The organism is Corynebacterium sp. NML130628 (genome assembly GCF_001875665.1).
Taxonomy (GTDB): domain Bacteria; phylum Actinomycetota; class Actinomycetes; order Mycobacteriales; family Mycobacteriaceae; genus Corynebacterium.
In genome coordinates this window covers 34023-47353 of record NZ_MLAL01000017.1, presented here as the reverse complement: position 1 = coordinate 47353, position 13331 = coordinate 34023, and the positions used below count along the sequence as shown (strand labels likewise).

Below are 13331 nucleotides of genomic sequence, written 5' to 3'. Positions count from 1 at the left end.
TGCAGCCCCAGCCCGGCGCGGGGACTCTTCCAGGTGTGCGAAGGAGCAACCCTCCGGCCCACCTGGGGAAACGCCGCCTTACCCACCCGGAAGCGCCCGGAGAGCCCAAAAAGTTCCCCGAATCAGTAAGGCAAAGCAAAAGCCCTAGTTGCCAGCATCCGCAACTAGGGCAACTAGGGCTTCAAACCCCCAAAACGCCAGGAACTAGTGTTCCTTCAGGTAGCGCAGGGCGACGCGCGTGGACTGTTCGGCGGCGCCGCGGAGGACGGGGTCGACGTCGTCGTAGATGGCGTCGACAAGGGTGTTGATGTCTACGTCCTCGCCGTACTTCTTCAGGGCCTCGCGGATTTGGTCGAGGCGCTGCTCGCGACGGTCGATGTATTTGCGGGCGAAGGCGGAGAGGTCGTCGGCGTCGGGGCCGTGGCCTGGCAGCAGCGGGATGTTCTTGCCGCGGCCTTCCAGCATGGAGAGCGTCTCCATGTATTTGGCGAGGTCGCCGTCGGTTTCGGAGATCATGGTGGTGTGGCGGCCCGCGATGGTGTCGCCGGTGATGATGCCTTCGAGCTGGTCGTCTTCGACGTCGTGGGTGTAGACGAAGAAACAGGCGGAGTCGGCGGTGTGGCCGGGGGTGGCAACAACCTGGATCTTGGGGGAGATGCCTTCGACGGAGATGATTTCGCCGTCGGTGAGCGGTTCGGCGCCGTGGGTGTAGCGGGCGTCGAGGGCCCGGATTGGGGCACCGGTGAGCTGCGAGAAGCGACGGGCGCCGTCCGCGTGGTCGTGGTGGCGGTGGGTTAGCAGGATGAGGGCGACTTTGTCTGCTTTTGCTTGCAGAACGTTGAGGTGGCCTTCGTCTTCTGGGCCTGGGTCGACAACGATGCTGTATTCGTCTTCGGGGTCGCGCACAACCCAGGAGTTTGTGCCTTCGAGCGCCGCGTAGCTTGGATTGGGCGCTAGAACGACCGCGACGGATGCCGTTACAGGACGCAACTGACTATAAGCGGGATGCTGCATGTCACCCACCCTACCGCCTTGTGCGCGGATTTTGCTGCGAAACAGCGCGATTCCCCCGCTTAGGGGCACTGCGCTGTATCAGTGCAGCTCGACGATGAGTTCCACTTCGACTGGGCTGTCGAGGGGGAGGACGGCGACGCCGACGGCGGAGCGGGCGTGGGCGCCGGCGTCGCCGAAGATTTCGCCGATGACGTCGGAGGCGCCGTTGATTACGCCGGGTTGTTCGGTGAAGGTTGGGTCGGAGGCGACGAAGCCTACGACTTTCACGACGCGCTTGATGCGCCCGAGGCCCACCAAACTATCGACGGCGGCTAACGCATTCAGGGCGGCCTGCCGGGCGTAGCTGTAGGCGTCCTCGGCGGAAACGTCGGCGCCGACTTTGCCGGTGGCGGGGAGGGTGCCGTCGATAAATGGGAGCTGCCCGGACGTGTGCACATGGTTGCCGGTCTGCACCGCGGGGACGTAGGCGGCGACGGGCGCGGCAACTGCGGGCAGGGTGATGCCGAGTTCGGCGAGGCGCGCGGCCCAATCGGTGCGTGCCATGGCGCTTATTCCAGCGGGCGCTTCATGTAGGCGACGACGCTGTCGGGCGTCGGACCTGGGGTGACGGTGACGAGTTCCCAGCCGTCTTCACCCCAGGTGTCTAGGATTTGCTTCGTGGCGTGCGTGAGCAACGGTACCGTTGCGTATTCCCATTTCGTCATGGCCACTACCCTAGACGATATTTAGAGCCCAATAATTTCGCGGCCGGCAACGAGGTGCTCACCCCAGTCGTTGACCTGGGGGTTCTTGCGCAGAACTGCGCGGCGCTGGCGTTCGGTTAGCCCGCCCCACACGCCGAACTCGACCCGGTTTTCGAGCGCCTCGGCGAGGCACTCGAGCTGGACGGGGCAGCGTCGACAAATTTCTGCGGCCTTGCGCTGCTCGGCACCTTGTACGAAGAGAGCATCTGGGTCACCTGCGCGACAGATTGCACGCGTAATCCACTCCCCACGGTCAAACACAAGATCCCCAGCAGAGTTCACGCGGCGCGGAATGGCGCGGGTGTCCTCGCAAGTCGCGGTTCCAAGAGTGGCAGTCATGAATCGGTCTCCTTTCAAGGGGAGGCAAAGTATAATACTTAGACCCATTAAGCGCTTGTAAGTGTATTCACAGGGTATGAACCTTGTAAAATGCATCACACAAAAGATGGGGGCGTCCTATTCACTCTCCCCCGCGTTTCATTTAAGGTAACGGTGTGAGTGCACTTCGTTCCTTTGGTAACCTTTTGCTCGGCCTTTGCGCCGTTGCGCTGGCGATTGCCCTGTGTTTAGCGCCGGTCGCAGGCCTAACGGGCCTCGCTATTGCGCGCACTGCGAATACAATGCAGTCGAATTTGCTCGACCTGACGCACGGCGATGTCCCCGGAGTCACTACCGTCACGGACGTCAACGGCACCCCCATTGCGTGGTTATACAAACAGCGTAGATACGAAGTTCCAAGCGAAAAAATTTCAGCACATGTAAAACATGCACTGGTTTCCACAGAGGATCGGCGCTTTTATATGCACGACGGCGTTGATATGCAAGGCTTCGCGAGGGCCATGGTGACGAATGTGCTGGCCGGTGGTGTCGAGCAGGGGGCGTCGACAATTAATCAGCAGTACGTGAAGAACTACCTGTGGCTCGTCGAGGCCGGCAACGACGAGGAGGCGCAGGCGGCGACCGAGCAGTCGATCCCGAGGAAGCTGCGCGAGATGCGCATGGCCTCCGACCTGGACAAGACACTGACGAAAGACGAGATCCTCACCCGCTACCTCAACCTGGTCTCGTTCGGGAACCACGCCTACGGCATCGAGGCCGCAGCCCGCATCTACTTCGACATCCCAGCATCCGAGCTGAACCCGCCACAAGCGGCGCTGTTGGTGGGGCTGCTGCAGTCGGTCGAATACCTCAACCCGTACACGAACCCGGAGGGCGCGACGCAGCGCCGCAACACCGTCCTGCAGAACATGGCGAACGAAGGCCACCTCACCCAGGAGGAGGCGGACCGTTACGCGGCGACCCCACTGGGCGTGGTGGACAAGCCGAAGGGCCTGCCGGACGGCTGCATCACCGCCGGCGACGCAGGGTTCATGTGTGACTACGCCCTGCAATACCTGGAGAGCAAGGGCCTGAGCCTCGACGAGATCGAGCGCGGTTCCTACACCATCACCACCACCCTGGACCCGGCGGTGCAGGCCTCAACGGTGCAGGCGGTACGCAGCAACGTGAACCCCGCCACCCACGGCGTGGCAGAGGTACTCAACGTGATCCGGCCCGGCGCGGACTCCCGCGACATCCTCGCAATGGCGTCCTCGCGCTACTACGGCCTTGAGCTGGAGAAGAACCAGACGATCTTGCCACAGCCCACGTCGATGGTGGGCAACGGCGCAGGTTCCGTGTTCAAGATTTTCACCGCCGCGGCTGCGCTCGAGCAGGGCTACGGTCTCGACTCGATGCTGAACACGCCGGTGCGCTCCGTGGTCTACGGCATGGGCAAGGGCGGCGCCGCAGGCTGCCCCGCAGGCGCCTATTGCGTGGAGAACGCCGGCGTCTACCCGCCACAAATGACCCTGCGTGACGCCCTGGCCCAGTCCCCGAACACCTCGTTCATCGAGCTCATCCAGAGCGTCGGCGTCACCCCAACAGTGGATATGGCGGTGCGCCTGGGCCTTCGCTCCTACACCGACCCCAATTCATTTGGCGACGGCCGCTCCGTCGCCCAAGCGGCGAAGGAAGAAAACATGGGCTCCTTCGTCCTGGGCCCCACCGCCGTGAACCCGCTCGAACTCTCCAACGTAGGCGCCACACTGGCCGCGGGTGGCCGCTGGTGCGAGCCGAACCCAATCAAGAGCGTCGTGGACAAGCACGGGCAGGAAGTATTCATCCAGCGCCCGCCGTGCGAGCAAGTCCTCGACCCGGAGATCGCGGGCGCGCTCGCCCTCGGCATGTCACACGACACTATCGACGGCACCGCCAAGGACGCAGCCGCCGCCTCCCGGTGGACCGCGCCCGTCGCAGCCAAGACCGGCACCACGGAGTCCCACCAGTCCTCCGCGTTCCTCGGGTTCACCCGCGGAATGGCCGGCGCGCCCTACATCTTCAACGACGGCACCCAAACCACCCCGCTGTGCACCGGCCCGGTGCGCCAATGCTCCGTAGGCAACCTGTTCGGCGGCAACGAGGCCGCGCGCACCTGGTTCCAGGCCGCCCACGGCGTCCCCGGAGCTGCAGCCGCGGGCCTACCGCCGACCAACGCGACCTACACGCGCGGCACCAAGCAGTCGGCGCTCGACGCCGTCGTCGGCCTCCCGGCCGCCACCGCCAAGCAGCAGCTCCAGGCGCAAGGGTTCAACGTGACCACCCAAACCGTCTTCGGCAACGGGGCGCCCGCCGGTAACGTCATCGCCGCGATCCCCGCCAATCCCGCACTCACGCAGGGCACCATGGTGACCCTCAACGTGTCCGACGGCAGCGCCGCCTCCCCCACCGCGTCACCGTCGGCGTCCACCCCGCCGCCGACCAGCACGCAAGCCCCCGCCGTCGACTTCGACGGCATTCAGCAATCGCTGAACGACGCCCGCGATGCGCTCACGAACGTCTTCCAATAAGGCTAGGCTCTAGGCCTCTAGCTCAGGCGGGCTTTGACCGCCGTGGAGAGCCGCTTGCCGTCAACACGGCCGGCGGCTTTCGCGTTCGCAGCCTTCATGACCTGCCCCATCTGCGCCATCGACTCAGCGCCGACCTCGGCGACGGTCTCCTCCACCAGGGCGTCAACCTCCTCGTCCGTGAGCTGGGCGGGCTGGTACGCCTCAAGGATTTCGGCTTCGTGGAGTTCGGCGTCGGCAAGCTCTTGGCGGCCGTTCGTGGCGTAAATCTCCGCGGACTCGCGGCGCTTCTTCACCTCGCGGGCAATAATCTTCAAAATCTCCGCGTCGTCCACCTCGTGCTTCGCACCCTCGGTCTCAGCGGTCTGGATCGCGGCCAACAACATACGAATCGTGCCGGTGCGCTCCTTCTCCTTCGCTTTCATCGAAGCCTTCAGGTCTGCGCGCAGCTGCTCTTTCAATTCACTCATGTGGGAAAGCGTAGTCCATCTGTACGCTAGGACGCGTGAACACTTCCCTCAAACGCCTGACGCGCGCCGCCGGAGTTGCCGCCGGGGTCGCCGGAGCCACTGCCGGAGTCGCCGCCGCGTACGGCGTGAGCCAGCTCAACAACTACCGCCTGAAGGAATACGCCCTCCCCCTGCTCCCACCCGGCACCCTCGACGGGCGGGACTCCTTCGACATCCTGCACATCAGCGACCTCCACATGATCCCCGGTCAGCGCGCCAAAGTCGCCTGGGTCTCCAGCCTCGCCGAACTCCACCCCGACCTCGTGATCAACACCGGCGACAACCTCTCCGACCCCAAAGGCGTCCCCTGGGTCTTCCAAGCCCTCGGCCCGCTCCTCGACATCCCGGGCGCGTTCGTCTTCGGCACCAACGACTATTGGGCACCCCGCCCCGTCAACCCCTTCAAATACTTGCTTGGCACCAAGCGCGAACCCTCCTATGTCGACCTCCCCTGGAAAGGCATGCGCGCCGCATTCCAGGAGCACGGCTGGCACGACGCCACCCACCGTCGCCTCGAGTTCAAAATTAACGACGTCCGCCTCGCCATCGCCGGCGTCGACGACCCCCACCACAACCTGCACGATTACTCCACCATCGCCGGCGCACCCCACCCCGACGCCGACCTCTCCATCGCGCTGCTCCACGCCCCCTACCGGGAAGTCCTCGACGCCTTCGAACGCGACGGCTACCAACTGGCACTGTCCGGCCACACCCATGGCGGCCAAATCTGCCTGCCTGGCGAGCGCGCCATCGTCACCAACGCCGACATCGACCGCGAACGCGCCTCCGGCCTGCACCGCTTCGGCCGCATGTGGATGGAAGTTTCCAACGGCCTGGGCACCTCCAAATACGCCCCCGTGCGCATCTTCTGCCCACCATCCGCGGCGTTGCTCCACATCACGGAACGCTCCTGACCAGCGCTTTTGTTTTTCGCGGGCACAGGAGTAACATAACCAGGTGCCCACGGGATATGGCGCAGCTTGGTAGCGCGCTTCGTTCGGGACGAAGAGGTCGCAGGTTCAAATCCTGTTATCCCGACCAGTTAAACCCCGCCGCTTCTGCGGCGGGGTTTCGCGTTGCCTGGGTGAGCCTGGGGCTTTGCCGAACGCCCGCGAACGCCCCGCGCACCAAATTCCTTGTTTCGAGCAGGGGCGCCAGCGTTTCCCCAGGCCACCAAGGGGCTGGGAGGGAATTTGGTGTCACATCAAACACCCCACGCACCAAATTCCAGGGTTTGGAAAGACGGATATGCAAACCCCCAGGTCGTCGACTTTCGGCGAGGGAATTTGGTGTCTGCCCCTAGGTGCCCACCCGACTCGAGTGACAAAGAACGCAACACACTTTTCACGACCTGGGCTTTTGCCGGAGTCAGTCGGCAGACTTGCGTCCATTGTCACCGTCCATTGTCACTCGCTGCACAATTTCCGCACCATATTCCCCGATTCGGGCAAGAGGCACCAGCGTTCCCCCAGTTCACCGAGCGGCTAGGTGGGAATTTGGTGTCTGCGGCCGGCAGGAGAACACCCCGAAAGCCACCGAGAAGGCGAAAACCCGCCCAGCCACCGACACGAGACGGCGACTGGACGGGTTCCCTGGCCTAGACGGCGCTACTTCTCCTTGTTCTCCTTGTTGGAGCTCCCCATGATGGCGTCATGGATGGCACCCTTCTTGCTGGAGGCTGCGCTTGGCTCACCTTCCTTGGAGGATCCGAAGATGGTCATGCCGTGGTCGAAGCCTTCGGGTTCGCACGCCTGCTTGATTAGGGAGATCGCGAGGGCGCCGGCGGCAATTGCGCCGAGTGCGATACCGATTGGGCGCAGCTGCTCGCCGACTGGGGCGAACTGCTTGTTGATGGCTGCAACCTGGGCGTCGATTTCGCGGACCCAGTCTGGGCGTTCCCAGCCGCGGCCGCCCTCACCCCGGTCTGGGGTGTTGCGGCGCATTGCTTCGTTGAACTGGGCGGTCAGGCCGTTCAACTGCGGCTGGAGGGCCTCCGCGATTGGGGCACCGACTGCGGCTGCGAGGCCGATTGGCAGCAGCCACAGGATTGGGCTGTTGAGCGCGAACATGTTGGCCATGCAGCGCTTGAAGCCGTCGGCGGAGGAGCCTTCACCAGGTTTGCCAGGCTCACCGGGCTTGCCGGGCTCACCAGGTTTCGCGTTGTCCTTGGCGATGACGCCCACGACCGTCTTCACCTCGTACTTCTTGCCGCTGGCGGTGGTGACGGTGACTGGGATGTCGACCTTTTCGCCTGGGGTGGCGTCGGCTGGTGGGGTGACCTGCAGGTTTCCGTCCTTGGAGACGGTCGCCTTCCAGCCCTTCGGCAGTGCGCCGAGGGCGTAGGTGTTGCCGTCGGTGTGCTTGCCGATCTTGATCTGAGTCTCAGTGCCCGGCGTGGTGATGGCCGGCGGGTAGTACAGCCCTGGAACTGCAGGCGTCGAAGGCTCGCTCGGCTTCAGCGGCTCCGATGGCTCGATTGGCTGGTTGCCGACGGTGAACACCGCGTAGGTGGTGTAGGTTTCACCGTTCTTCGGGGTGACGGTGACGGGGACGCGGATCCAGTCGCCTGGCTTGGCGCTCTTCGGCGCCTTCGCGGTGACGACGCCGCGCTCGTCGACGCTGGTCTCCCAGCCGTCGACGTCGCCTGGTACGGAGTACTTATCTCCATCGGTGGCGTCGGCTGGTTGCTGCGTGCCGGTTTCGCCTGGCAGCACCTTGAGGGCGCCATAGTTTGCCTTCGGAGCGTCGGACTTGTCCTTCACGGAGGCGAAGGCCGGGACGATGACGCTGCTGCCGTCTTTGTAGGTGACCTTGACTGGGATTAGGACGGAGTCGCCGGGTTTGGCGTCCGCTGGTGGCGTCGATAAGACGTTGCCGTGTTCGTCGATGGTGGCCTTCCAGCCTTCGATCTCTGGCTTCCAGTTGGGGTCGATTTCGATCTTGGCGTTTGCTGGAACCTTGGAGCCTTCCTGCAGTGGCACTTCGTTGGTGGCGCCTGGGTCTTGCACGACCTTGCCGTAGGTTGGCACGACCTTGCCTACGCCGACTTCGATGATGCGCTTGGTTGGCTGCTTGGTGTCGGTGGTGTTTTCGACGGGGTCGCCGACCACCTTGCCGTCGACAAGTTTCCAGATCTTTTCGGTGACCTTTTCGCCGTAGGTGCCTTCTTGCACGGTTCGTACTGCGCCGGCTGGCAGGGTGTCTACCTTGCGGATTTCGGTCTCGAATGGGACTGGGGTGTGGATGGTCTCGCGTAGCTCAGTCTGCTTGGTTTGCTTTTTGGTGCCAACCAGGATGATTTGGTCGACTGGCTCTTGGACCTCTGGCTTCTGTGGGACGCCGTCGATTACCTTGTGCGAGATCTTGCCTGCCTTACCTGGCTGCGCGATCTTGTGGGTGCCGGCGTCGAGTGTTGGGTCCTCCCTCACGATGACCTTGAACGGGGTCTCTTCCGTCCAGTGGATTTCAGGCGTGATGCCTGGCTTTTCCTTGGTTCCGACGCGAATGATGCGGTCCTGTGGTTCAGCGACGCGCGTCTTTTCGGTGCGGGTGTCGGTGATTTGGGAGTTCTTAATGGTCCGGGTGGTGGTCAACTCGTCCTTGCCAGGTACGCCTGGGTGATCGGGGTCGACTTTCTGCTCGCCGACTTCCAGCTCGGGGTCGAAGACGATGCGGGTTTCGAACGGCACTTCGATTTCGGTCTTGGTGACGTCGGTGTTCTCGGTCGGCGCACCGCCTACACGGATTTTCTCGGTGACTGGGTCCTTGGTGCGCTTCGTCTCAACAACTGGGTCGCCTGAAGGTTTGCCGTTCTCGATCTTCTGCGTGGAGGTTTCTACCTCTTCGCCATACTCACCCTGCTGGTCGACGACCTTTTCGCCTGGTTTCAGGGTTGGGTCGATGGTGACTTCGGTTTCGAATGGGACGCGCTTGGTGGTCTTGGTGACCAGTTCGGTTGCGTCCGCCGCCGGGCCGTATTCAACGATGCGGTCCTTCGGCTTCTTCGTGATCTCTTCCTTCGTTTCGACGCCAGCTTCGCCGCCGGTCGCGCTGAAGTCAGCGGTGAACGTCTTCTCGCCGTTCTCGCCTTCCTGGACAACCTTGATGGTGCCGGGCGCCAGGTCCTTGTTCGGGCGTTCGATGAAGCCGTGCGGGATTGGCGCGGTCCAGGTGGTCTTCGTGCCAGCGGTGGCTGGCTTGGTGCCAACATGGATCTCTTCGGTCACTGGGTCCATCTTGCGGATCCAATTGCCGTCGCGGTCCATGACCTCGGTGCCCGGTACGCCCTTGGTGACGACCTTGTGCTGGCCGGCCGGGATGTTTGGATCCTCGACGACCTTCACGTCGAACGGCACTTCGCGCTTCGGCTGACCAACGACCGTGATCGGCGCGTTGGCAGTGTCGATTGAGCCGTCTTCGTAGGTGACGTTCACGGGCACGTCGATGAGGTCGCCTGGTTCGGCGTCAGCTGGCGGGGTGGCAAGGACGTTGCCGTCCTTATCCAGGCTGGCGATCCATTCCTTCCCCTTCGCGCTTTGAATCTTGAACACAGGGTTGCCGAATTCATTCGTCTCCCCGGTGGGGTCAACGACGCCCGGCTTCGGCACGATTCGGTACGGGTCCTTCGCTGCCGGCTTCACGTCCTGCTTCGCGTTTGCCGCTTGCTCAATGCGCAGCGGCGACACCGTCTGCTCACCCGGGTAGGTGGTCTTCGGCGGGTACACCGGTTCCGCCTCATAGTTGTTGGTCAGGTTCACGATTGTGGTGACCGGGACGTCCTCCGTGGAGCCGTCCGGGTATTTGACCGTGACGTTCTTGGTCTGCTTGTCGCCTGGTTTTGCGTCTGCTGGCGGCGTAACGGTGACCTCGCCCGTGTCCGGATTGATCTCGTACGTCCAATCGCCTTCCTGGCGAGGTGCGAGTTCGTACTTCGTGTCCTTCGGCAGGTTTTCCGGTGTGATTACACGGCTAACGTACTTGTTCGGGGCAGTCGACTCGACGGAGTAGCCCGGCTCATAGATGTCCTTGTCTTCCTGCCGCACGACGAACGGCGCGTTGACTACGTCCTTGGAGCCGTCCTTGTAGGTGACGGTGACGGGCACGTCGATGTGATCGCCTGGCTTCGCTGTCTTCGGCGGGGTTGCGGTGACGACGCCCTTGTCGTCGACGCTGACGGTCCAACCGTCGACGGTCTTGGGCACGCTATACGGCGTTTTGTCGGCCAGGTCCCTCTCGGGGACCTTCGTGTCCTCAGTGATGTCGGATGTCTTCTTGACGCCCGGCTTCGTCTCCTGCTGCGCATAGCGTGGCTCGTGGACGTTGGCTTGGTCACCAACAACCACGACGGTGGCGATGGTGGTATCCGTCGAGCCGTCCTTGTACGTGACGCGCACAGGGATGTCCGCGGAGGTGCCCGGCACGGCGTTCTTGCTGATTGGGGTGGTAATCGTACCCGTTTCTGGGTCGATTGTGACCTGGTCCCATGTCAGGTTGCGCGGCGGCGCGATGTAGTTCGGGTCCTTCGGGTCCGTGATAAGCGAGAACTTTGGCTCCGACTCTTTGCGGATGTCCTTGCCATCGACACTGCTTTCTACAGTGTCGCCCGGTTTGCCGTGCTTGGTTGGGTACTTCGGGTTGTTCATGTCCTTGTCGGCGCCCACGACGGTGACGGTGACGGGCACGTCGGCTTTGGAGCCGTCCGGGTAGGTTACGTGGACATCGACGGTTTCCTCGTCCCCAGGCTTCGCGTCCTTAGGCGGGGTGGCGGTCACGGTGCCGTCGTTGGCGACGTCGAACTTCCACCCCTTCGGCAGGCTCTTCGGCAGTTCATACTTCGCCAGCTTCGGGTCCGACAGCTGGGTATTGATGTTCGAAGATACCGGCACACCAGCCTTGGTCACCTGCGGCGGGTAGTTTGCAATATCGGAACCTGTACCGTTGCCGATCACGTTAATGGTGCCGGTAACTTCCTGCGGCACAGATCCGCTTGCGTAGTGCGTCTTCACCGGAACTGTGATGTAGGCCCCAGGCAGCGCGTTCTTCGGGATGGTGCTGGTCAGCTCGCCGGTTTTTTCGTCGATGGTGATCGTCCAGTCGCCGGCCTTGTACTCCAGGGAACCATCCGGGAAGGTGTAACGGTTCGGGGCTTCGTCATCGGCGTTGCCGCCGACTCCGAAATCCGGCAGTGTCGGTTTCAGCGTGACCGTATCTTCGGCTCTACCGGAGGTCGCGCCGTATTCCGGCACCTTCACGTTCGAGACAACCTGGAACGGCGCCGACGCTTCGTCGGTGGTGCCGTCCGGGTAAGTTGCCTTCACTACGGGTTTGATCAAGGTGAAGTTCGGGACGTTTTCCTTGGCCGTAGCGGTGATTTCACCAGTGTCTGGGTTAATCTTGACGTCCCAGTTGTCTTTGTCGTAGGAGCCCTCGACAAGCTCGTACTTAGCAGGCTTGATGACGCCCCCCTTGCCCAGAACCCGCGTCAGGTTGGGCGTGTGCTTCATCTCGACGCCTTGTGGCTTCTGCTTGGGCTTGTCAGGGTAATCAAGCTGGGTCTGTTGCGTGTGGTTCGGGTCCACGACCACGAGCAGTGGGATGACATCCTTGGAACCGTTGGTGTAGCGCACGTGAACAACAGGCTGGGCAAACGTACCAGGAACAGGCTTTTCGAAGCCTGCTGGCGCCGTGACGATCACGCGGTAGTCGCCCTTTTCGGGGTCAGCGAACTTGGCGGTCCAGCCGTCATACACGAGGCGGTCGTCGAGGGTGATCTCGGCGTCGTACTTCTTCTTCAGGTCCGCGAGCTTATCGCCATTTTCGTCGGCAACTTCCTCGAAGATGATCTCCTGTGGTTGATCGGTCGGCGTGTTGTTCGCTACCCCGGATGTGATTGCCACCTGGTTCTTGGTGTACTGCGGGTTGTGCAGGCGGGTGTCATCGACGCTGATGGAGTGGGAGCTGAGCTCGTTTGCCGTGTTGTAGCGTGGCAGCGCAATGGAGCTTTCGGTGACCTTGCCCGTATTCTGCTCTCCGTATTCATTCTCCCCGGTATTTGCCAGCGTGTTGAGCTGCTCAACGGTTCGTGGCATAGCAACGGCTGTGAACTTGAGGTTCTGCTGACTGTCCAGCAAACGGTCGTCAACAAATTTTGGCCACTCGAGCTCGAATTTGTTGCCGTTGCGGGTAATCTTTGCGTCTTTTAGCGCGCCACTGTCACCGGATTCGATCTTGATGCGGATGCGGTCAAGGTCGGCTTCCGTGAATTTCCCTTTAGCCTCGGCGATGACGATCTTTTCGCCAGGCTTGACTACCTGGTTGACCACGTCTTTCCAGTCAAGCTCTAAGCGTTGGCAGCTATCGCTCTCACTCGGCCACGGGTTAACCTTCGCTCCGATAGCGAAATTACCCCCGAAGAATTTAGTCTGTGGGTCCTCCGTGGTGTAGTCGCCGCGCCACGCCAGCGTCAGCCCCTCGTCCCCCACGGCCTTCTGTTGAAACTGCTCGCTGAAGGTGAACTCGCCATTTAGGTTTCGCTGCTGCTTGCTGGCTGTAATTTTGCCGGGGGCAGCTTCGTCGTTGACCGTAAAAGGGTTTTCCTCTTTGAACTTTTCCCCCACGGGGACGACCCCTAAAGCTGATTTACCGGGGGCCACGGGGACTCGCCCCGAGTCGGTGAAATAACCCCAAGTAAACGTGCGCTGCTTTGAGGTGTCAAAGTGCATTTGGAGGCCGAATTCGGTCTTACTCGGGGTTTCATCAGTGGGGTTTTTCAGGTCGAACCTGAACCCCGCGTGGTTTTGGCCTTCGTTGGTACTGCCCAGATCTATCGCGCAGGAGTTTTCACCAAGCCCCTCCGACTGTTGCTGATCTCCGAGGGCCACAATGTCGCCGGTATAGGCAAGGTTCTCACCTCCTGTCTCCTGCGCGCCCGCGTGCGGCGTGGGCGCAACGACGGCCGCGCCGCCGAGGGCAAGTGCGATCGTCGACGTAAGGGTGAGTCCGGCACGGCCGACAGTACGGCCGCTGCGGCTGGTCTTGGGATTCATGAAAAAAGCTCCAATCAATAATTGCGCGTTACGTTATTCCGCACAAACATTGCAAATACAGGAATAGTGTAACCAATCCCCAACATCGGTAAAACACTTAAATTTGCATAAGTGAAGGCCCCGCCGACCGAAGCC

8 protein-coding genes and 1 tRNA gene are annotated in these 13331 nt (G+C 62.2%); 3 read left to right on the top strand and 6 right to left on the bottom strand.

Going from position 1 to position 13331, the window contains the following annotated elements:
• Positions 1 to 204: 204 nt before the first annotated feature.
• The 4 genes from BJP07_RS05275 to BJP07_RS05260 form a co-directional block, all read right to left on the bottom strand.
• Positions 205 to 1014: an MBL fold metallo-hydrolase gene (locus tag BJP07_RS05275; protein ID WP_071566446.1), complete on the bottom strand. Its 810-nt coding sequence runs from the start codon at positions 1012 to 1014 to the stop codon at positions 205 to 207.
• 78 nt (positions 1015 to 1092) lie between these two features.
• A complete protein-coding gene (locus BJP07_RS05270) occupies positions 1093 to 1557 on the bottom strand; it encodes a RidA family protein (protein ID WP_071566445.1) in 465 nt (154 codons plus the stop codon).
• A 5-nt stretch (positions 1558 to 1562) separates the two neighbouring features.
• On the bottom strand, positions 1563 to 1718 hold the full coding sequence (locus BJP07_RS11015; protein WP_071566444.1) for a DUF4177 domain-containing protein: 156 nt from the start codon (positions 1716 to 1718) through the stop codon (positions 1563 to 1565).
• A 21-nt stretch (positions 1719 to 1739) separates the two neighbouring features.
• On the bottom strand, positions 1740 to 2096 hold the full coding sequence (locus tag BJP07_RS05260) for a WhiB family transcriptional regulator (RefSeq protein ID WP_083584099.1): 357 nt from the start codon (positions 2094 to 2096) through the stop codon (positions 1740 to 1742).
• Positions 2097 to 2251: 155 nt separating this feature from the next.
• Here BJP07_RS05260 and BJP07_RS05255 point away from each other — a divergent pair, with 155 nt between their 5' ends.
• A complete protein-coding gene (locus tag BJP07_RS05255) occupies positions 2252 to 4645 on the top strand; it encodes a transglycosylase domain-containing protein (RefSeq protein WP_071566443.1) in 2394 nt (797 codons plus the stop codon).
• Positions 4646 to 4662: 17 nt separating this feature from the next.
• On the opposite strand, the gene BJP07_RS05250 is transcribed toward BJP07_RS05255, so the two are convergent.
• The gene (locus BJP07_RS05250) at positions 4663 to 5112 is read right to left on the bottom strand and encodes a GatB/YqeY domain-containing protein (RefSeq protein ID WP_071566442.1); all 450 of its coding nucleotides are present in this window, start codon (positions 5110 to 5112) and stop codon (positions 4663 to 4665) included.
• A 56-nt stretch (positions 5113 to 5168) separates the two neighbouring features.
• Here BJP07_RS05250 and BJP07_RS05245 point away from each other — a divergent pair, with 56 nt between their 5' ends.
• Together BJP07_RS05245 and BJP07_RS05240 are read left to right on the top strand one after the other, a co-directional pair.
• Positions 5169 to 6065: a metallophosphoesterase gene (locus BJP07_RS05245; protein ID WP_071566472.1), complete on the top strand. Its 897-nt coding sequence runs from the start codon at positions 5169 to 5171 to the stop codon at positions 6063 to 6065.
• A 50-nt stretch (positions 6066 to 6115) separates the two neighbouring features.
• Positions 6116 to 6192 (top strand) — tRNA-Pro (locus tag BJP07_RS05240).
• A 566-nt stretch (positions 6193 to 6758) separates the two neighbouring features.
• Here the strand turns inward: BJP07_RS05240 and BJP07_RS05235 are convergent.
• Entirely contained in the window at positions 6759 to 13196 is a 6438-nt protein-coding gene (locus BJP07_RS05235; RefSeq protein WP_071566441.1) for a YPDG domain-containing protein, read from the bottom strand.
• Positions 13197 to 13331: the final 135 nt, after the last annotated feature.

Excerpts from the sequence above, each read along its gene's own strand:
- BJP07_RS11015 (WP_071566444.1), bottom strand. The coding sequence starts at position 1,718 with ATGACGAAATGGGAATACGCAACGGTACCGTTGCTCACGCACGCCACG.
- BJP07_RS05250 (WP_071566442.1), bottom strand. The coding sequence starts at position 5,112 with ATGAGTGAATTGAAAGAGCAGCTGCGCGCAGACCTGAAGGCTTCGATG.
- BJP07_RS05270 (WP_071566445.1), bottom strand. The coding sequence starts at position 1,557 with ATGGCACGCACCGATTGGGCCGCGCGCCTCGCCGAACTCGGCATCACC.
- BJP07_RS05275 (WP_071566446.1), bottom strand. The coding sequence starts at position 1,014 with ATGCAGCATCCCGCTTATAGTCAGTTGCGTCCTGTAACGGCATCCGTC.
- BJP07_RS05235 (WP_071566441.1), bottom strand. The coding sequence starts at position 13,196 with ATGAATCCCAAGACCAGCCGCAGCGGCCGTACTGTCGGCCGTGCCGGA.
- BJP07_RS05260 (WP_083584099.1), bottom strand. The coding sequence starts at position 2,096 with ATGACTGCCACTCTTGGAACCGCGACTTGCGAGGACACCCGCGCCATT.